We start from the raw sequence: 21,186 nt of genomic DNA, 5'->3' as shown, positions 1-21,186 counted from the left end.
ATTGGCCGCATTTATCCTTCAGCACTCTTCAAACAGAAGCGTAGCTTCATCAAAACTAATATCCTTTACCTCTTCTGCTTCTGTTCTCAAATCCTTTTTCACGGTATATAATCTGACATTTTCGAATTTACTGCCAAAATCCTTATAATCCAATGAATAATGATTCCAGTGCAGGCCATATTTATCCCGCTGCACATCTTTAGGGAGAAAACCGGCCCGCATCATGTAGTCCTGCTCCATGTCTTTGTCTGTACCATTCACTTCAACTCCAAAAACTATTTTGTTATCCCGAATACGAATTTCTTCTTTTTGATGATTGATTTCCAGACATAATTTTAAGGAATACCTCTCAATAATATTTTTATCATTGATACTTATTGTCTTCATAAATATGTCATCATGTTCCTTACCGACTACATCAATATAATTCACAAACCCCTTATCTTTTGACTTAGAATAAAGCTTTATTACTTCATTCCGCATAGAATATTCATAATTTCTGATATCCCTAAAGCCATATTTATAACTGATTATGTTCATGCATACCCTCACTATTCTTCAGAACTCACCAGCTTCGACTGATAGGCTGCTATATTCTTACATTTTTGAATAAAGCCGTAAAAATCAATACCACAGGCATTTTTATCATCATTTTCTGCAAACCCATGAATAATCTTTTCACTACTTGAAAAAAATGCCTTTGCCTTATACTTTACTCTGACCTCACAAGAACCAATGCAGCCTATGCTCCTGGAATCATGAATTTTCATCTTTGGAGCAAGCTGTTCATAAAAATATTCTTCCTCCAGCGCATGTATTAAATAATCCTTTTCCCATTTGGCAAGCTGCTTTTCGTATACGTCACATTCACTGTAAGTATCAGCGTCACTGTTATACTGTGCCAGAAACTTCATATACGCTGGTTCTTCATATAGGTCCGGTAATTTATGCGCATGATATATTACACTTAACCTGTATCCGGCGTCATTTTGTACAATCCTGACACACCAACCCTGATTTTGGGAATAACGGTTTAAATACAACTCGAGAAAGTCGTTTTTATCACAAAAGCTCTCATAATTTTTATATACATGCTCTTTATTTATCTCCAGCTTTGTTGAAATACTAATGCACTTCTGCATTTCCCGAATATTTTGCTTTGCAATTCTCTCATAACACTTTTCTATATTTTTTGCTGATGTTATATCTGGCTCTTCTTTCTGTTTCAAGTCATTATAACGTTCTTTAGAAATGTTACCATTAGCCTGGGCTTGCTTAAGATATTCGAGATATGTTTTATAATCAATTTCGGTATAGGTATTTTCACTATAGGTTACAAAAGAGCGTTCTATGCACCTTGAATATTCAGTTACATATTTGTTAGTAATCATATCAATACCAACAGAAAATACATACTCATAGCTTTTTATATCTACTGTAAATATTTCCGCATAATATGGATTGCTATGTCTTTGTGTATTTCTCATATCTCACCGCTTCTCCTGCTATTTATATAATACAAAGCTCCATGACAATCCTTTTCTGGAAATTGTGCCTACTAAACTTACACCAAGATTTCGACTGTACTTTTTTAAATTCCACTTTTTTAAGTATTTATTTTTTATTTATAGCTATTAAAATACCATTTCATTCTTTACAAGCGATACGTTACGTGATATATTTAGGTTAGAAAAGGAACAACCGTCCACAAGATGGTTTGACCGATTATATGAGAAGCAATGCCACCCGTACCGGCCAAAGTATCAGGGTGGTTTTGCTATGTAAAGCTACTTACAAAACGTAAAAATGAAAGTAAGCATGGCCTTAAAATCAAAATGATTTTTCATAGGCATCACCTCCATTCCTAAAGAATGACGGTCAAAGCACCCTGTAACACGATTGTCCCATGAAGCTATTCTATCATAACTCCATATTGCTGACAACTTATATAGGCCTCACATAACCAGTAAAAATATAGCTGACATCTGTGTTAGGGCAAAGGAAAAGCATCGTTATATCATGAATATAGTTATCAATTAACAATATATTTTTATGAACTTTGATATTAAAACTGTTTCTGATGTTCTCCCTTTAATTTTGAAATTAAAAAATAGGTAAATTAGGACTTTTAGGATAAGAAAAACTCGAAAAGAATGATTGAGCCAACGATCTTAGTACTGTATTTTTAAAATTTGTGAGTAAATAAGAGAGTGGCAAGACAGTCATATACAAAGGCTGTGTTCCAAAAAACCCTTGATTCCAGATGCATTTACAATTAAAACAAATTATAAAGCTGAGATAGCAAACTTGCTTGAGAAATACGAAGTTATTAAACAGTATTTATAGGTCGGATAGTAATTTGGCTGTAGAAAAGGGAATGGAAGAAATTCTTATAAAACGATAGAAAGAAGGTATAACTAATGAATTTTGGAAAATCAATCCGGTTATTTCTTATAGAAGGAATCCCAGACGGAAGATGGATGTGCGAATTATCAAACTGGACTGGAAAAGCCTATAAAATTCCAAGAACATATGTTAAGTCTAGTTGTGACCGTCAAGAATTAAAAAACACAGGGATTTATTTTCTTTTTGGAAAGGATGACGAATCTGGCATAGACCAAGTCTACATAGGAGAAGCAGAGAATATATACAGTCGCTTAATGCAACATTTAAGTGAAAAAGACTTTTGGAATGAATGTGTTGTCTTTATTAGCAAGGACAACAATTTAAACAAAGCTCATGTGAAATATTTAGAAAATAAAATATATACTCTCGCCAAAGAAGCTGGCCGCTATAAACTCACAAATTCCAATACCCCTACTCTTTCCTCCCTATCAGAATCTGATGGTGCCGAGATGGACGAATTTATTGAAAATGCGAAATTATTATTAAGTGCTGTCGGTCATAAAGTACTCGAAAATGCCACTGGTTCATTATTAAATGGAAAAAGCATATCAAAGTTCTATCTTGAGAGTTCAGGTTTTAAAGCAAATGGAAGTCCCACTTCAGATGGATTTGTTATTTATAAAGGTTCCAAAATTTCAAATACCGTTGCCAGCTCGCTAACCAAAAGCGTTATTTCTAAACGGCAAAATCTAATTGATACTGGTATAATTGATTCTAATCTTACATTTACACAAGACTTTTTATTTAGCAGCCCTTCGATTGCTGCTGCAATTGTCGTAGGATATAGTATTAATGGTCGTATTGCGTGGAAAACCACAAAAGGTATCTCACTAAAAGAATTTGAATCATAATAAGTTTTAAAGATTTCCAGTTCATTTTACCTGAATTTGTAAAATGTCTTAATTTCACAATTAACTTTTTATATAAATATAGCTATTTTCTCTTTAAAGAATTTTCAAAACGAATAATAAGAAGAGATAAAACTATTTATAAAAATATTTATTAGTTTTGTTTCTTCTTTATCCGTAAATACACTTCTTTCGGCCATATGGATACTAGTTATCATGCTTGATCTTAAATCTGCGATATAGCTTTGTTTTTCCTCCCTTTTGATATAATCATGATAATCCTGTCCATAAAATGGGTATCCTTACTGTAAACATGAGTCGTCTTATTATCATCCCATAATTCTTTAAAAATACGTCACTCAAATTAATATAGGTATAAACACTGACTTCTGCTCTGCTATCTCCAAACAGATTTTTAAAATGAAATAGACGATACAATCATAGTTCCTGTAGTTTGAGGCAAAATACCATGTCTACAAGAACATTCAAAGTCTTTGAAACTCACTCACTGAATCTTAATACGGTAGCCGAAGAATCTCTCTCCTATAATATCTACACCCATAAACTAAAAGTTTATTCTTCCTCTTCAAATAATTCCTTGCCAGTACCTCAAATTATTTTACAAGATAAATATGTTGAGCAACTCGGCTTTTCTATTGACTCCAGTATCCTTGTAGAATGCCATGAAAATAAACTAATTACCTTAAAAGATGATAATTTTAAATAAAATTTTCAAAACAAAAATGCCCCATTTCAAAGTCTTTCTTATCTGTTCTATTTTGTTCTGTTTTTGGGATAATCCTTTTTTCTCCTCAAGGATAACGGACTTTGCCCCTGAACGCGACTTCAACCTTGTAGTCTTATTATAGGATATGCACCTATTTTCAAGGCGAGAATCGCTCCTAGCGCGGCTTGATAGAAATCTCTCAAACAATCAGATACTTTAAATAAACATCCCTATTCAATTGTAAAGTTTAATGTCACATTTAAGTATATCTTAGTCATATTACAGAATATAAGTAATATCTTCTTTTCCATCAGGATTATTCTTTCTATCTTCTTCCTCAATCCTTTTTGACATCACAACCTCTCGTTCTGTCTCTTATTAATATTGCTTTAGCCAATAAAAATAATCATCAAGAAATGTCCAAGGTGTATCTAAATGATTCATTCCAGGATACAGCGTCAGCTTAACATCCTTTCCCAGCAAATCCATTGCTTCATATAAATCTTCCGAATGGTGATATGCTACTCTTTCGTCCGCCATTCCCTGGACTATGTATAGCGGTGTATCTATCTTATCCGGCCATTTGATTGCCGAACGTTTCTCATATTCCTCGCTATCCGACTTTGGATTTCCAACCAATTCTCGTAAAATCCCGGTCATTTCTGTATTTCCAATCTGATTCATTTCCACATAATACTTTTTCAAATCTGTAATTCCTGCACCTGCAACTGCCGCATCTATACGCTTATCACAGCTTAAAACAATATAGGTTTCCATTGCACCGCGGGACCATCCAAACAAATATAATTTCCCGTTTGTGCAATCAAGTTTTTTCGCATAATCAATCAACTTAATTACATCCATGACATCAGCACCGCCAAATTCGTCTTCTCCGGAACTTTCTCCGCCGCCGCGATACTGTGTTCCCATGGTAATAAACCCATATCTTGCAAAGAACTCAATTGTCGTTGGATCCAATTCTCCATAATCTCGGTTTCCACCACGATTGAAAATCAGTACAGGATAGGATTTCACCATGTAATCTTTAGGTGCGGCAACATAACCGTCGATTGTTTCATTTCCACTCTTGTAGTTGATCCGGTAGCTCAAAATCTGGTCTGCCGGAAGTAAAACCGAATCTTCTTTTTGATATTCCACATAATCCATATATTCTTTTTTTAATCCCCTACTATATGATTCCAATTCCTCCAGGTAGTCAGTGTCAGTATCTATTCTATCCATACGAATTCCTGATTCCCAGGCTTGCATTGTTTCATCTAATGAATGCTTTTTCTCGTTTAACCTGATTATCCAAATGAGTCCTATGCACACCGCTATAATAATTATTGCGATAATAGAAATCACTTGCCATAGCCTACAGTTGCACTTTCTTTTCATAATATTCTCCATTTATTTTATTAACTCATCAATTTTTTCATTCAGCATCGAAATCTTCTAATGCACTTTTCTCAGTATCAAACTTGTCTTCAAAAATGCATCCCATTTTTTTCCTTTATAACAATAACTTGCCGTGTTTTAACACCTTTGAAAATATAATAATATATAGTAATTTTTTTTCAATAGACACATCTGTCTATTGCATACTTCCTGTTTTAGATTGATGACGTATAATTAATTTCACAAATTTAATTTCATAAAAAATAGACATGGTCTATAGCCGTTTGGTAAAATAAAGTCACCACAACCAAATCTCACAAAGGAGGCTATGGAACATGTCCGATAACATTATACAATTAAATCAGGAACTTATCCATAACGAATTGAAAGATTTAGTACGTAACAGCGTTGAGGAAACCCTTAATGCCTTGCTGGATCATGAAGCAGATGAACTCGTTAATGCCGATAAATATGAACGTTCCGGTGAACGTAAAGGATATCGTTCTGAACATTACAGCAGAAACTTTCAAACCACGGCTGGTGAGGTCAAATTGAAAATGCCAAAGTTAAAGGGCGTTCCGTTTGAAACTGCCATTATTGAGCGATATCGCCACAGAGAATGCTCTGTAGAAGAAGCTCTCATTGAAATGTATCTCGCAGGTGTTTCTGTTCGTCGTGTTGAGGATATTACCGAGGCATTATGGGGAACCAAAGTTTCACCTGGCACAATAAGCAATCTAAATAAAAAAGCTTATGAGCACATTGAGACATGGAGAAGCCGCAAACTTAGCGGTTCTTATCCCTATATTTATGTAGATGGTGTTTACTTAAAACGCAGTTGGGGCGGTGAAATACAAAACGTCTCTATCCTTGTTGCCATTGGAGTCAACGAGGATGGATGTCGTGAAATCATTGGGGCGGCAGAAGGTATGAAGGAAGACCGCGAAAGCTGGAGAACATTCTTTGTATGGCTAAAAGAACGTGGTCTGGCCGGAGTGCGCCTAATTATCGGTGATAAATGTCTTGGGATGCTCGAATCCATTCCAGAAGTATTTCCAGATGCAAAGTATCAAAGATGTACTGTTCATTTCTACCGGAATATATTTTCAGCTACTCCTCGTAATAAGATGAAAGAAGTCTCTATGCTGCTTAAGGCTATCCATGCTCAAGAGTGTAAAACATCTGCAAAGGAAAAGGCTAAACAGGTAGCGGATAAACTTCGTGAGATGAAATTAACTTCGGCAGCTAAAAAAGTCGAAGATGGAATCGACGAGACCCTAACATACATGGATTTTCCCAGCCAACACTGGACGAGAATCCGCACCAACAATACCATTGAAAGACTGAATCGTGAAATCAAACGCAGAACCCGTGCAATTGGCGCTTTCCCTGATGGGCAAAGTGCTTTGATGCTTGTATGTGCCAGACTGCGTCATGTAGCTGGAACCCAATGGGGTACAAAGCGCTACATGATTATGGAGCATCTAAAAGAATTGGATCTCCAGAACCAGTCTGATATCATAGCCGACTGACTACCGGTTACTGGACGGTTGAAATACAATTTGCGAAAAAATCTTGACACCATCTGTTTTTAAATTGTTGAATTTTATGTATTATTTTGTTTTTTTTGTGGCGTGGAAGAATTTTAGAATCAAAATAGAATCACTCGATTGAGACTGCAAAAAAATTTGATTAACCTTCTTGTTAATACAACCACTCAATCCTGTTTAGCTCTTCTAAATACTTTTTACCTTTTTCTTTGTCAATCATCTTAATAAAATAAGCAATTCCATATAAATGCTCTTTATAAAATGACTTATCGCACTTAATTCTTGTCATATGCTCTTGTACACCATACTTTTTACAATAGTATATTGCATTTTCAATTTCCTTAATCGTTCTTTTAGATAATGATACTTTCTTGTTTACAGTAAGTCCAGTCACTTCTTGACGCTGATTTGAATACTGTAATCTCAATTTTCCTTTATTAACATCGTATCCTTCTTCTTCAATAATTTTACAAATTATTGGCACAAGTGATTTTATTACTTTCTTGCCAGAGAAAGTAATATCATCTGCATATCTTGTGTAATCACATTCAACAGCACCTGCCAATTTAGATAATCTCTTGTCCATTTTTAGTAAAACTATATTTGATAAGCTTGGACTGGCTGGGGATCCTTGTGGTAATACGTTATCCACATTTGTACACATCTTTGTCAATAAGTGTGAAACTTGATTGGTGTAACCTATATAACGGAAAAATTTAAAAACCTTTTGATATGTAATACTGGGAAAAAAATCTTTAATATCAATATTGATAACTAATTCCTTTCCAACGTGAGGCAAAGCATTGCCATAAATGGAATGATTCTTTCTAAACCCTTGCGCAGAATCGGATATCTTAAATTTATCAATAATGTTTTCCTTAATCCATAATTGTCTCAGTTTTAATTCTTCACTCGGAGCCTCAATTTTTCTGTATCCCCCTGATTTTTTAGGGATCATAAATTTTCGATACATTTCATTTCGATTCACTCCAAAATATGCACTTTGCTTTTGCTTAGGAATTTTCAAAATTTTTCTAAGATGTCTAAGATTAAATATTACAGGAATATCGTTATCCTCTAATCTACCTATGTATATTTTGATTAATTGATATGCATCTTGACTTATAATACTTTTTTCTTTTGCATCTTCATACATGTTTTCACTTCCATTTTATCTATAATAAATACTGGCACTTACCTAACTGTTATTATGAAATTATGAGCAACCGCGCGGAAATCGGAGATTGTAGCGCAATCCAGTGTTGCGAATAATTGAATCTATTGGTAATCGCACTAGGCGAAGCCTGGGCTATATATATGGTAAGGTTCAGCAACAAGCCTTTAGGCTGCGCTGACCGCCATAAATATAGCACTTTATAAGTAATCTTATCTATAGAAAAGCTACTTGCTTTTCATTTTCTAAGTGCCAGTATGTATTAACCTATTTTAATATTTATATCCCCCAAAAGTCTTTTCGAAGTTTTTGGGTACATAAGTCTGTGGAGCAGAAAATTCGACTTTTTTTTCTTTCAAATTCATCTCTTTGACATCTGATATTTTTGTTATTGATATCATTTGCTTTAATTTATTAGTAGATTTGATTCTACCTTCTGCCATAGATATATATTTATTACTCAATAAATACCCTATAGCTCCATCCATTTGTTCTTCAGACATTCCAAACTTACTACATGCATCTTGATAATTAAACTTCAAATCTTGATTTACCAAATATATCATTAAAAAAATATATCGTTCGTCTTCTTCATGACTCTTTATTATTTTTTTACTTCGTTCTTGCTTACGTTGTTTTGCCTCTCTTTGCATTTGCGACAATATCGTATTTTTCTTTTTATATCTCCTGAAAATGGCAAAGAAATCTTCTCCTTCATGCCAAAATAGACCAAGTGTGTTATTAGGTGAATTATATTCAAACGACAATAATGCTTGTGTGTTTTCATATCCTAAATAATAGTTCTGCTTAACATTATGATTTAAACATACTTTACAATATTCATCTTGCTTTTTTGTAGCAACATCTTTAATAAAAATCTTTTCATTTTCGAATACTTTGTTTTCATAAACTAAACTTAATATTCTAACCTCTATACATTGTTCTTTTGCATATTGTAATAAGTTTTCTAAAGCAATCTTTGACATCTGAATCGTAAGAATGTAAAACAACGTATTTTTACAATTTTCGTTTTCTTCAATGCAGTGTTCAATTGTATTTTTAACAGTTTTTCCACTACCGCTATAATCATCTAATATCGCAATTTTCTTGGGGATTTTACCTTGTTGCAATAATCCATAAATATTCTTTGTTGATGAGTCATAGATATTGTTGATCAGCCAAAACTTATTGTAAAATTCATCTGAAAATCCAACTCCATATTCTTTATAAACTGGAATAAACGTCACATCATCAGGGATCTCTTTAAACTCATCAACAAATTTCTTATATAACTGCATGATACTATCTTTTAATTTTCTAGAAGTATAATATTGAAAATGTTTTAACAACTCCAAAATTATATCTCTTTCCATTTCATCAAACTGCATAATCCATTGATCAATTTTAGCATCAAACTCTTTTCTAACTTCAGTACCTCCCCACTTACGTGTTACTGATAAATATTTAAGTTGTTGCTTTTCCAAATAATCACCTCCTGGAAACTTGTCAGAGTAGTTATTGCACATTATGTTAAAATAAAGTACAACAATCACAAGTTAATAAACTGATATGTAGTCCCTTAATTTCATATATGTTGGACTTTCATTCAACTTTGTAGTATTAACAATAGTAAATCTACTATCTTTTTCTTTCATAAGCACAATATATTCATCAAATATGTAAGCCCTATACATATCAAATAGTGGTAATAGCGCATGACAATACTGCATAATATATTTAAAATCATCGCTTATAGCCTCTTGGATTTGTTTATTACCAATGTCAAAATCAAATCTTAATCTATACGGCCTGAATAACAATAAATTTTTCTTTGTTGCTAATGTTTTCAAAAAATCACATATATCATTTTCTATCCCTTGTTGCTTTGGTGCATTGTTCCTCAATTCACATAATTGTGCAGAATCCAATCCTCTTATAGCAGTGTTTAAACGTGTACCATTCATTGAACTATTTTCTTTTTGTGGTAAAATTGTGATAAAACGCCCTTCGCAATGACACTTTTTGTGCTGATAAAATACTCCTTGCTTGTAATGCCGTTTTGCTCGCTATATGTTTAAAATCCATTTTATATTTTTAGAATTGCAATCACATTCACCGTTTGATTCAATTTGTGGACTTACAAAATTCTCCTCTTCTGATTTTTCACGAAAGAAAGATGATTTATTCACAATTTCAAGTAAATAGTTTTCATAATTACACTCTGGTTCACCCTTTACAAAATCCTTAATAATCAGTTCCGATGGCAATAATTTTTCTCGTAATATTTTGTCAAACATGATATTTTACTCCTCATAATTATACGAAAGAAACATATACTCTTTAGCTTTTTTCTTCTAATAGATTATGAAGCACACATAGCATGGAAGTTTTATCTCTTTGCAGTTTCTTTTATGCCTTTCGGACAGTGTATCTAAAATCATTATTTATCTTCCTTTGAATCTTGATATATTACCTCATACAGCATCTTCATAACAAATTCAACTCGTTTTCCTTTCCAAACAACAATTTTTATAACAGTTTTTCTTCAACTAATTGTTCAAAATATTATTACGCTTACTTGTATATGCTTCAATGAAAATTGTAGCTCTTTCATCAAACAATTTCTGATAATTATTAACATCAGAATATTCATGAAATTTCGTCTCTGAAATAAGCTCATATTTTACTATTTGATCTTTAAGCCATTGGCTAGTGATTAAAATCAATCTTTTATTACTTTTTGCAACATTTTCATCTTTTGGAAGCAAGCCAAGATTTAGAAGATTGTCTTGTATAACACCTTTTCTTTCAATAGTTGATTCATTAAATAAAGTTTGCGGAATAATATGATCCATTTCAATTTCATAACTTGTGTCTGGTCCTTGTATACTTTTTAAGCAATAAAAATGATAGAGTAAAGGTTTCATAATTGCCATGGAAATATCTGCTGATTCAATAGCACTATACGCAAAAATTTGATCTTCGAGTATTGTTCTCCATTTATCTTCTTTTACTGACACAAAAAGATCCGGTTCATTATCAAGTGCCAAGATATTGTTTGCAATTTTCGAGTCACTGGAGCCTCTCCACTGCTTATTTATATATTCAAAAATAAGCTTATCCCACAAAATGAAGCAATTTTTTTGGAACTGTTTAGCCTTTGAATCACCTAACGGTTTTCCCTTTCTGCACCAATCCTTATATGCAATTACAATAAAATCCAAGGCTATTGCGTCACTAGTCAACTCCATAATTGAAGTATTCCAAGATTTGAAATATTTAAAATAATCAAATGACGAAATCAATTTGAACATATTTTGAAAATCATTAACCAAACTTTCAATATCTGAACTCCAATTCAGATTACTTGCCTTACTCAATCCCTCAATATCCTCTTTTTTTACCCCACCAACATATATACTTGAGAGAATCTTAAAACCATATGTTAATTCCTTTTCGAAATCTGTTTTTGTATCTGTGAATTTCTTTAAAATAAAATTCTTCCCGATTCTATTTAAAAATGTTGCTGGTAAATCCCACCTAACTACATTCGTTTGTACAGTTCCAATCCTTTTATATAATTCCTTTGTCGCATCAACTGCAGCTTGTGACGGATTATCAACCGCGATATTCCAATGCGGTTTAGCTGATAATATCTCTACTGCTGTTAATTTTTCACCTTCTGAATTGATAATATTGAAGATCTTCTGCGAATCTGATGGTGAAAGATTTTTCACTTCTATCATACCTATTTTGCAATTAGTAAGAAGCGTATCTATTTTTTCAACAATAAGGATTCTTTCCTTTATTTCTTTCCATTTTTCATGAACTAATGCTTGAGTTTTTTTCTCATCCTGAATATCACATCTAACACTTAAAAATTTATAGAAAGACTTCTCATCATCATAATTTATATATTCATCGTCACAGTACTTACGGTACTCATCAATAAATGTCTTCACTCGACGTGATGATAATTTTGTTCCAGTTAGATCAACTTCCAAGTATGGTAGTCTATTTACATATTTAGTAAAATCAAATGGTTTTGTAAAACCTGTATTCTTTTTTTGCTTATTGTGAATCACTTTAATAATTTCAAGCAATAGTTCCAACCCATATGCATTTGCATCAATATTATCATCTTTTTCATCATTTACTGCTTCTGAAACATCTTCTCCTGGATCTAATTGTGTCATTTCAAAATCATCATCCAACTCTGCCTCTATATATTCACTAATCTTAAAATTAAATTTTTCTTCAATTTCACTTGGTTGATCAGAATTCTTAAAACCAATAAATCGTTTTGCCCAATTATATATGTTTTCGGGATCATCATACATCATTACTAATGCATTTTTTCTCTGCCTACCATCTAAAAGCCATCGAACAATTTTCCCTTTACTTTCGTCAACACTTAATATACATACACCAACAGGATATTCCTTAAACAGACTTATACACAATTGAAAATTTTTCTTTTCTTCCCAAGTTTGTTTTCTCTGAAAACGTGGAAGCTTAACATTTCTATCTGTGATAAATGTCTTTATTGATTCAGGTCTAATCTCGTACATTATTATTTTCCCCTTTGATTACGCTTATTTCAAACATTTTTTGGGCATATATTCAAAATCTCTGTCTCATATTTACACCGGGATCATTATCCCATGTTGTCTATATTCTCCCTTTATTTGTAATTTCAATAAATTTACATACATTAGAATCCATACTTGTTAAAAATCTAAGTTTACTTAATTGTATGTTCCACTTTTCTATATTTCTGCTTACTACTATTTGGCTTATCCGGTATTGTCATTTCAATATATCCCAGTTCTGATGCTGGTAATAAATAATTATCCCTAAATGATGGTCTGTGCTTTAATCCTAACAACTCCATCATTTCCTTGGTTGAATATTCCTTATCACCCATAACCTCTAGTAACTTCTCGACTTGTTCAGAGACTCGTTCGGTGACTTGTTCGGTATCTGCAATTTCGCATAATGCATCATAAACTGTAGTTAGTAAAAACTCCACAAATTTACCCGAATCTGCACTATGGTCACATTCTCCCAACACTTTATAATATTCTTCCTGACGTTCCCTAATTAATGTTTCAATGGGCAGCCATCCAAACAACGACTTCCATTTATACAGCAATAGTGTCTGCCACATGCGTCCCATCCTACCATTACCATCGGCAAATGGATGGATAAATTCAAATTCATAATGAAACACACAGCTTTTTATCAATGGATGAACCTCTGCTTTTTTGGCCCAATCCACCAAGTCTTTAATTAAATGTGGTACCTGGTTTGCGGGAGGTGCCATATGAACCAACTGCTTCCCTGCAAAAACTCCTACGCCACCACTTCGAAACGTTCCAGCTTCCTTTGTAAGCTCATTCATCAATACTATATGGGCTAATAACATATCTTTAATTGAATATGGATTCAGCTCCAAAAGTTTGTTATATGCTTCAAATGCATTCTTTACTTCGCATATTTCATCTGGCGCTCCAAGAATCCGCTTTCCATTAATGATATCAGTAACCTGATCTAGGGATAACGAATTATTTTCTATCGCTAGGGATGCATGAATCGTACGGATACGGTTATCTCTTCTAAGCCTTGGATTATTACTCATATTATCGTTTATAGTGATTTTGGTTATTATTTCAGTAATAGCAGAAATTAAATTTACTGTTTTATCTGATATTGTATATGGTGGAATATAACCTTTTTCGCTCATATTTTTCCTCACTTTGTGCTAGTTTGCACTTTCAAAATTCATACATTTAAACTTTTCATCACTTGTACATAATTATACCGTACAAGAATTGGTAATGCTACTACTTTTTTCATTTTATTTTACTAACTCTCATACCGAAAAAACTCCCTCGCCATCATCTTCGCTGTTGCCAGATTATATCCCTTCTTCAAATACCCCTGAACAATATTCCCAAACATATCTTTTACTATTTCAGCTTCAATATCACAATATGCCTGCCTCTCTCCAAACAATGCCATTGCAACATATTCAAATGGATTATGTTCTAGTAATCTATGCAGCTTTGTCAGTGCCTGCTCCGTTGTGCGTAGCTTCGCTTCCACTTCTTCACATTTTATTTTTAGGAAGTTACCATCTTTATAGGCAACCTCCACGCATCCATTATCATCGTTAAACTCACAACCAATAATATTTCTCATATCATCCATAACAATTCCCCTTTCTTATCTGTGCTTATCTTCTTGGTTTCTATTAGACCAGTAAAATCCATTACATTGTCGCTCAATTTCAATAATCTTGTCAACCTGTTCTGTTCCAGCATGACGTTTCACTCGTTCAAGATCATCCGCTTGTCCTGTAGTCCCTCAATTTGCTTATCCTTTTCAAATAGCTCTTATACCAGAATTCAATGAAACACCTATCAAAGAGATTTAGTTCTTGTTTGTAGTTCAGACTACAAACAAGAGCTTGAAAAATATAAAAATCCTTTATACAGCTTGTGTTATAAAGTTCATGGAACTCAAGATAATTTTATTATAGTCTCTTTAGAAATAATGGCAAAAAGCTCTCTTTCATCTTCTTCAATTTTGACCGATGAAGTTATCATAATACTTACTGATATCTCTATCGATAGAATGAATAACCAAATAGGAAAAGGTGGTTTTGGTAAAGTATATAAATATTATGATGAACAAAAAGAAGATGTTTTTGCATATAAGATATATGATCCTAACATATTTCAGGACAGTGAACCTGCAATAATGAAAAAACGTTTCCTACGCGAAGGCAAAAAGTTATTAAACTACTCTCATGCAAATGTTGTAAAACTTTTGACTATGGTTTTCTAGGCAATGAAAGTGCCTATATTAAAATGGCGTTTATTTCAGGGCATCGCCTGTCTGAGTTTGTCTTACAAAATGATCCTTTGCCCAAAGCACTTAAAGAGAAATTATGTCGTGAATATATTTCTGGTATGGCATATGTTCATTCAAAAACAGATATGCATAGAGATATTAGTTATTCTAATGTTATGGTTAATTCCAATAACGAAATAAAAATATTAGACTTTGGATTTGCATGAAATAAGGAAGATAGTAATTACGATGCTGCTTACAAAGATATTGAACAAGCTGATTGTGACACAAAACTTATAGAAGCCATCAAAATATGTTTAAACCAAGATTCTGAACAACGTTTTAAAGATGCACTTTCGTTGCAAGATTTTGTTACCGCTTCATCAACGATTTCTACAACTCAAAGTTTCTCTTTTGATGAATTCAGAGATTTGATTAATCACGGGGTCAGAATTCAGTTTATGCCTTCTTGCCTGCCCAAAATAGAAGAAATAAAACACATGATAAACAAAGAACTTTTCAAATCAATATTAGACTTCTATACAACTTCTAATGATGTCACAAGAAGCCTCTTTCTTAAAGGATTTTTGACAATTATACTGAAAGTTCATATGATTTCGAATTACCATTTAATTAATAATAGAATCAAACCAGAATCACAGTCAAAAAATAACGCTACAACCCTTGATTTTACTGGATTGTAGCGTTTCTCCTATCACTCAAACTCTATCGTAGCCGGTGGTTTCCCAGTGCAATCATAGAGTACTCTATTTACATGTTTTACTTCATTCACAATTCTTGAAGACACCTTACCAAGTACTTCCCACGGTAATTCTGCTGCTTCCGCAGTCATGAAGTCCGTAGTGGTTACGGCTCTTAATGCTACCGCATAGTCATAGGTTCTTTCATCCCCCATAACACCAACGGAACGCATATTAGTTAAAGCTGCAAAGTACTGTCCGATGCTTCTGTCAATCCCGGCATTGGCAATTTCCTCACGGTAGATAGCGTCTGCCTCCTGAATTATCTTAACCTTTTCTTCGGTTATGTCACCGATGATGCGGATAGCAAGACCGGGGCCGGGGAAAGGCTGTCTGAATACAAGCTTTTCAGGGATTCCAAGTTCAAGGCCGGCTTTACGTACTTCATCCTTGAATAAGTCTCTTAAAGGTTCAATGATTTCTTTAAAATCAACATAATCGGGAAGTCCGCCTACATTATGGTGGCTCTTAATTACAGCCGATTTTCCTAAACCGCTTTCAATAACATCAGGGTAAATGGTTCCCTGTACCAGATAATCCACGGTTCCGATTTTTTTGGCTTCTTCTTCGAATACACGAATGAATTCTTCGCCGATAATCTTTCTCTTTGCTTCCGGTTCAGCCACTCCGGCTAACTTATCATAGAATCTCTGCTGAGCATTTACTCTTACAAAATTAACATCAAATTGCTCGGTGAATATCTTCTCTACTTCATCGCCCTCGTTCTTACGGAGTAAGCCGTGGTCTACGAAGATACAGGTCAACTGTCTTCCTACTGCCTTGCTTATCATTACTGCAGCCACAGAGGAATCTACACCGCCGGATAAAGCGCAGAGGACTTTCTTATCACCGATTTTTTCTTTCAGCTTCTTAATGGATTGTTCGGCAAAGGAGTCCATCTTCCAATCTCCCGAACATCCGCAGACTTCATAGAGGAAATTGTGAAGCATCTTCGTACCTTCCTGAGTATGGACTACTTCCGGGTGGAATTGTACTCCATAAAGCTTCTTTGCAGGCATTTCCAGGCCCGCTGCCGGACAGGAAGCTGAAGTTGCTGTGATTTCAAAGCCTTCCGGAAGCTTCTCCACATAGTCGGTATGGCTCATCCAGCAAACTGAGGTTTCGGCAACATCTTTAAATAGCAGGGATTTTGCATTGACTGTTACTTCCGTCTTTCCATACTCTCTTACTGTAGCACTGGTTACCTTGCCGCCTAACAGATGCGTCATAAGCTGACAGCCATAGCAGATGCCAAGTACCGGTATCCCAAGTTCAAAGATTTCCTTCTCACAGTGAGGTGCCTCTTCTGCATAAACACTGGCAGGACCTCCTGTAAATATGATACCTTTGGGTGCTATTTCCTTAATCTTTTCAATGCTTGTATTATAGGGTAATACTTCACAGTAAACATTACACTCCCTTACTCTTCTTGCAATGAGCTGGTTATACTGTCCCCCAAAATCAAGGACTATTACCATTTCCTTATCCACTGGCTTTTCCTCCTAATGCTGTTTCTCCATTCATTCTTCACAATAGTGACTATTATTAACCGGCTGTATTCCTTGCATACACGCCATCCCAAAATATTTTATAATTATAACAGACTTTCTAAGCGCTGGCAATCCCATAATCATTTACCGTCACGGCAAACTCCTGAAAGAATGCCTCTGCCATTTCAGTGTCATAAGGAATCCTTCAATAGAAAATTAATAAATATAATAAATCTCTAAACACAAAAACTTCTATATATAGATATAGGGCAGGACCTGCTAAGTCCCACCCCATTCATTTATCCGAAGTCACTAATCTCCATGCGTATCGCAAGCTTGCCAGCAGATTTCTGGCAAGCTGCGATACTGTTCAAATAAGAATTTGAAAAATGCATGGCATTTTTCAAACCATCCACTATTGATTGGATGCCGCACCGAATATACAACATTACATATCCGTTGCTACCCTTCCTATAACTGTCTGTTTAATCTTTGTCAGCTCATCCAGATTCTTGTAGTAAGAAGGCAGGAACTCCTCCATAAAGATATCTGCTTCTTCTATGTGAAGCTCCGTTATGGCTCCTGTAAGGCTGTCCTTTGCATTGGCAAATTCCGTGTTACCGGCCTTTTCCTCCTGAATACATTTTATCAGGGCGGAAAGCTTATCGGCAGCCTTTACTAACTTCCAAAGATACTTCTCTTCTTCCTTCGGGAAAAAGAGCGGTTCATACTCCTCTTTTAAATCTCCCGGCAGCATATGAAGGAGCCTTTTTGCCGCCTCTTCCTCAATTTCCTTAAAAGCTCCCTGTATGTTCCCGTTATAGTACTTAATAGGCGTTGGCATATCGCCTGTGATAATCTCAGTAGAATCATGAAAAAGTGCTATCAAAGCAGCTTTCTCTCCGTTTAAGTTCTTTTTCAGCCTTTTGTTCCCTATTACAGCCAGAGCGTGGGCAAGGATACTTACCTCAAGGGTATGCTCTGAAACATTCTCAGGTCTGGAATTACGCATCAATGACCAGCGTTCGATATATTTCATTCTGGATAACATGGCATAGAAATTACTTTCCATTTATACCACCGCCTCTTTATGCTCTTCCAGCATTTTCTTGATATAATAACCGGTATAGGAATTAGTCATCTCAGCCACCTCTTCCGGAGTTCCCTTGGCAATAACAGTACCTCCCTTGTCTCCTCCTTCCGGTCCCATGTCAATGATGTAATCGGCTGTCTTAATAACATCCAGATTATGCTCAATAACAACCACAGAGTTTCCACCCTCCGACAGTCTTCTTAGTATCTCAATAAGCTTATGAACATCAGCAAAATGAAGTCCTGTGGTAGGCTCATCCAGGATATAGATGGTCTTTCCGGTACTGCGTTTGCTAAGCTCTGTTGCCAGCTTGATTCTTTGTGCCTCGCCGCCGGATAACGTGGTGGAAGGCTGTCCGAGACGGATATAAGAAAGTCCTACATCATAAAGGGTTTCTATCTTCCTCCGAATGGAAGGCATGTTCTCAAAGTACTTCATGGCTTCCTCTACCGTCATGTCAAGAACATCATAAATATTCTTACCCTTATAACGTACTTCAAGGGTTTCACGGTTGTAACGCTTACCGCCGCATACTTCGCAGGGTACGTAAACATCCGGCAGGAAATTCATCTCAATTTTGATGATACCATCTCCAGAGCAGGCTTCACAGCGTCCGCCCTTCACATTGAAACTGAACCGTCCCTTTGAGTAGCCTTTCATTTTCGCATCGGCAGTGGCCGCAAATAAATCTCTTATCTGGTCAAATACACCGGTATAAGTGGCAGGGTTGGATCTTGGTGTCCTTCCAATGGGAGACTGGTCTATGTTAATAACCTTATCCAATTTCTCTATCCCAAGCATTGCTTCATGTTTTCCTGGAATACAGCGGGCCCTGTTTAAGTCTCTGGCAAGCCTCTTATGAAGAATCTCAGTAATCAGTGAGCTTTTACCGGAACCGGATACACCGGTTACACAAGTCATTACACCAAGAGGAATATCTACTGTGACATTCTTAAGGTTATTCTCCCTGGCACCCTTGATTGTCAGAAAGCCGGTAGGCTTTCTTCTTTCCTGCGGTACCGGAATCTTAATTCTGCCGCTAAGATATGCTCCTGTTATGGATTCCTCCACCCTCATAATCTCCTCGGCTGTTCCTTCGGCAATAACTTCTCCTCCGTGTTCTCCTGCTCCGGGTCCGATATCTATAATATAATCCGCAGCAAACATGGTATCTTCATCATGTTCGACTACTATCAGTGTATTGCCTAAGTCTTTCAGATTCTTTAAGGTCTTTAGCAGTTTATCATTGTCCCTCTGATGAAGGCCGATGCTGGGTTCATCCAATATATAGGCAACTCCCACCAGGCCGGAGCCAATCTGGGTAGCAAGGCGGATTCTCTGTGCTTCTCCTCCGGATAAGGTTCCGGTAGCTCTGGATAAAGACAGATAATCTAATCCCACATTAATTAAGAAGCCTACTCTTGCTTTAATTTCCTTTAACACCAGTTCACCGATTTTAAGCTGTGTCGGTGTCAATTCCAGATTATTCATGAAAGCACTTAGGTCTCTGATAGAATAATCGGTGACCTCTGAAATATTCTTATCTCCGATGGTAACTGCCAGGGCTCCTTTTTTAAGCCTCTTGCCGCCACACTCTTTGCAGGGAGTGGTTTTCATATAGGTTTCATACTCCTGCCTGGTACTCTCAGAGCCTGTTTCCCGGTAGCGTCTTTCCACATTCCTAATTAAACCTTCAAAGGCGACGTCATAAATTCCCTCGCCCCTTTGCCCTTTATATCTAACCTTAACGACTCTGCCGCCGGTTCCGTGCATCATCACATGCTTGATATCATCCGGCAAGTCATCGTAGGGAGTGTTCAAACTAAATTTGTATTCCTTTGCCAGAGCCTCCAGCGTACACCTTGTGTAGCTTGACTTATCCGTTGCCGACTGCCATCCAGGTGCTGCAATAGCTCCTTCTGCAAGGCTTAAGGAACCGTCGGGAAGGAGAAGCTCCTCTGCGAATTCCATCTTGTTCCCAAGACCATGGCATTCCGGGCAGGCTCCAAAGGGATTGTTAAAAGAAAAGCTTCTTGGCTCGATTTCTTCAATGCTGATATTACAATCAGGGCAGGCAAAATTCTGGCTGAAGCTTAGAGTTTCTTCCTCTCCCACATCTACTATTAAAAGTCCCTCGGAAAGCTTAAGTACGCTCTCGATAGAATCGGAAAGCCTTTTTTCAATTCCCTTCTTAACGATCAGACGGTCTACAATTATTTCAATGTTATGCTTAATATTCTTATCCAGCTTGATTTCTTCCGTCAGTTCATAAAGATGCCCGTCCACCATTACACGGATATAACCGCTCTTTTTCGCCTGTTCCAGAAGCTTTACATGTTCTCCCTTTCTTCCTCTTATTACCGGTGCCAGAAGCTGTATTCTGCTTCCTTCCTTCAGGCGCATGATTTCATCCACCATCTGGTCTACGGTCTGCTTTTTGATTTCCTTCCCGCACTTCGGGCAATGGGGGATTCCCACTCTGGCATATAATAACCGGAAATAATCATAAATCTCCGTTACTGTTCCCACGGTAGAACGTGGATTCCGGTTAGTGGATTTCTGGTCTATGGAAATGGCAGGTGAAAGCCCTTCAATGCTCTCTACATTTGGCTTTTCCATCTGTCCTAAGAATTGCCTTGCATAGGAGGAGAGAGATTCCATGTACCGTCTCTGCCCTTCTGCATATATGGTATCAAAGGCCAGAGAGGATTTGCCGGAGCCGCTAAGTCCCGTCAGTACGACAAATTCATCTCTGGGAATGTTAACACTGATATTTTTTAAGTTATGTTCCTTGGCTCCCCTGATTTTAATATAATGTTTCTTATTAGCCATTATTACCTCTCTTCTGGATATTTACTCTTTAATGTCCTTCTGTGCTTTG

18 protein-coding genes are annotated in these 21,186 nt (G+C 35.8%); 5 read left to right on the top strand and 13 right to left on the bottom strand.

The features are described from left to right. Nucleotides 1-18: 18 nt before the first annotated feature. Both BUF11_RS09930 and BUF11_RS09925 read right to left on the bottom strand, forming a co-directional pair. Entirely contained in the window at nt 19-540 is a 522-nt protein-coding gene (locus BUF11_RS09930) for a hypothetical protein (RefSeq protein ID WP_073588676.1), read from the bottom strand. 11 nt (nt 541-551) lie between these two features. Continuing rightward, nucleotides 552-1,487 carry a hypothetical protein gene (locus tag BUF11_RS09925; RefSeq protein WP_073588675.1) on the bottom strand — a complete coding sequence of 312 codons (936 nt, stop codon included), beginning with the start codon at nt 1,485-1,487 and terminating at the stop codon, nt 552-554. Between the two features lie 933 nt (nt 1,488-2,420). Here BUF11_RS09925 and BUF11_RS09920 point away from each other — a divergent pair. Together BUF11_RS09920 and BUF11_RS09915 are read left to right on the top strand one after the other, a co-directional pair. Next, nucleotides 2,421-3,257 (top strand): GIY-YIG nuclease family protein, encoded by an 837-nt coding sequence (locus tag BUF11_RS09920; protein WP_073588674.1) that lies wholly within the window; start codon nt 2,421-2,423, stop codon nt 3,255-3,257. 466 nt (nt 3,258-3,723) lie between these two features. Continuing rightward, nucleotides 3,724-3,981 (top strand): SymE family type I addiction module toxin, encoded by a 258-nt coding sequence (locus tag BUF11_RS09915; RefSeq protein ID WP_073588673.1) that lies wholly within the window; start codon nt 3,724-3,726, stop codon nt 3,979-3,981. Nucleotides 3,982-4,359: 378 nt separating this feature from the next. Here the strand turns inward: BUF11_RS09915 and BUF11_RS09910 are convergent, their stop codons facing one another. Next, nucleotides 4,360-5,223, bottom strand: coding sequence for an alpha/beta hydrolase family protein (locus tag BUF11_RS09910; protein ID WP_175562031.1), 864 nt, complete (start codon nt 5,221-5,223; stop codon nt 4,360-4,362). A 491-nt stretch (nt 5,224-5,714) separates the two neighbouring features. Here BUF11_RS09910 and BUF11_RS09905 point away from each other — a divergent pair, with 491 nt between their 5' ends. Beyond that, nucleotides 5,715-6,911, top strand: coding sequence for an IS256 family transposase (locus BUF11_RS09905; RefSeq protein WP_073588671.1), 1,197 nt, complete (start codon nt 5,715-5,717; stop codon nt 6,909-6,911). A gap of 172 nt (nt 6,912-7,083) precedes the next feature. On the opposite strand, the gene BUF11_RS09900 is transcribed toward BUF11_RS09905, so the two are convergent. From BUF11_RS09900 to BUF11_RS09870, 7 genes are all read right to left on the bottom strand, one after another. Further along, on the bottom strand, nt 7,084-8,085 hold the full coding sequence (locus BUF11_RS09900; RefSeq protein ID WP_073588670.1) for a reverse transcriptase family protein: 1,002 nt from the start codon (nt 8,083-8,085) through the stop codon (nt 7,084-7,086). Between the two features lie 290 nt (nt 8,086-8,375). Beyond that, the gene (locus tag BUF11_RS09895) at nt 8,376-9,587 is read right to left on the bottom strand and encodes a phosphoribosyltransferase-like protein (RefSeq protein WP_073588669.1); all 1,212 of its coding nucleotides are present in this window, start codon (nt 9,585-9,587) and stop codon (nt 8,376-8,378) included. A 72-nt stretch (nt 9,588-9,659) separates the two neighbouring features. Then, a complete protein-coding gene (locus BUF11_RS09890) occupies nt 9,660-10,067 on the bottom strand; it encodes a hypothetical protein (RefSeq protein ID WP_073588668.1) in 408 nt (135 codons plus the stop codon). 102 nt (nt 10,068-10,169) lie between these two features. After that, nucleotides 10,170-10,400 carry a hypothetical protein gene (locus tag BUF11_RS09885; RefSeq protein ID WP_073588667.1) on the bottom strand — a complete coding sequence of 77 codons (231 nt, stop codon included), beginning with the start codon at nt 10,398-10,400 and terminating at the stop codon, nt 10,170-10,172. A gap of 252 nt (nt 10,401-10,652) precedes the next feature. Beyond that, nucleotides 10,653-12,674: a DUF262 domain-containing protein gene (locus BUF11_RS09880; protein ID WP_073588666.1), complete on the bottom strand. Its 2,022-nt coding sequence runs from the start codon at nt 12,672-12,674 to the stop codon at nt 10,653-10,655. Nucleotides 12,675-12,847: 173 nt separating this feature from the next. Then, a complete protein-coding gene (locus tag BUF11_RS09875; protein WP_073588665.1) occupies nt 12,848-13,849 on the bottom strand; it encodes a Fic family protein in 1,002 nt (333 codons plus the stop codon). A 122-nt stretch (nt 13,850-13,971) separates the two neighbouring features. Further along, the gene (locus BUF11_RS09870) at nt 13,972-14,316 is read right to left on the bottom strand and encodes a DUF6061 family protein (RefSeq protein ID WP_073588664.1); all 345 of its coding nucleotides are present in this window, start codon (nt 14,314-14,316) and stop codon (nt 13,972-13,974) included. 345 nt (nt 14,317-14,661) lie between these two features. On the opposite strand from BUF11_RS09870, the gene BUF11_RS09865 reads away from it, so the two are divergent. Together BUF11_RS09865 and BUF11_RS09860 are read left to right on the top strand one after the other, a co-directional pair. Then, nucleotides 14,662-14,955 carry a protein kinase domain-containing protein gene (locus BUF11_RS09865; RefSeq protein ID WP_139243373.1) on the top strand — a complete coding sequence of 98 codons (294 nt, stop codon included), beginning with the start codon at nt 14,662-14,664 and terminating at the stop codon, nt 14,953-14,955. Beyond that, nucleotides 14,904-15,188, top strand: coding sequence for a protein kinase domain-containing protein (locus tag BUF11_RS09860; RefSeq protein ID WP_278277139.1), 285 nt, complete (start codon nt 14,904-14,906; stop codon nt 15,186-15,188). Before BUF11_RS09865 ends, BUF11_RS09860 begins: the two co-directional genes overlap by 52 nt. Nucleotides 15,189-15,676: 488 nt before the next feature. Here the strand turns inward: BUF11_RS09860 and guaA are convergent, their stop codons facing one another. From guaA to uvrA, 3 genes are all read right to left on the bottom strand, one after another. Beyond that, entirely contained in the window at nt 15,677-17,212 is a 1,536-nt protein-coding gene (gene guaA, locus BUF11_RS09850; RefSeq protein WP_073588660.1) for a glutamine-hydrolyzing GMP synthase, read from the bottom strand. Nucleotides 17,213-17,660: 448 nt separating this feature from the next. After that, nucleotides 17,661-18,284 (bottom strand): 5'-deoxynucleotidase, encoded by a 624-nt coding sequence (gene yfbR, locus BUF11_RS09845; RefSeq protein WP_073588659.1) that lies wholly within the window; start codon nt 18,282-18,284, stop codon nt 17,661-17,663. Next, nucleotides 18,285-21,137, bottom strand: a complete 2,853-nt coding sequence (gene uvrA / locus BUF11_RS09840) for an excinuclease ABC subunit UvrA (RefSeq protein WP_175562030.1) — start codon at nt 21,135-21,137, stop codon at nt 18,285-18,287. Nucleotides 21,138-21,186 lie beyond the last annotated feature (49 nt).

It is taken from the genome of Anaerocolumna xylanovorans DSM 12503 (assembly GCF_900143645.1).
GTDB classification, from domain to species: Bacteria; Bacillota; Clostridia; order Lachnospirales; family Lachnospiraceae; genus Anaerocolumna; species Anaerocolumna xylanovorans.
Note: the sequence above shows the minus strand (reverse complement) of the source record. Positions and strands in the feature narration are given on the sequence as shown.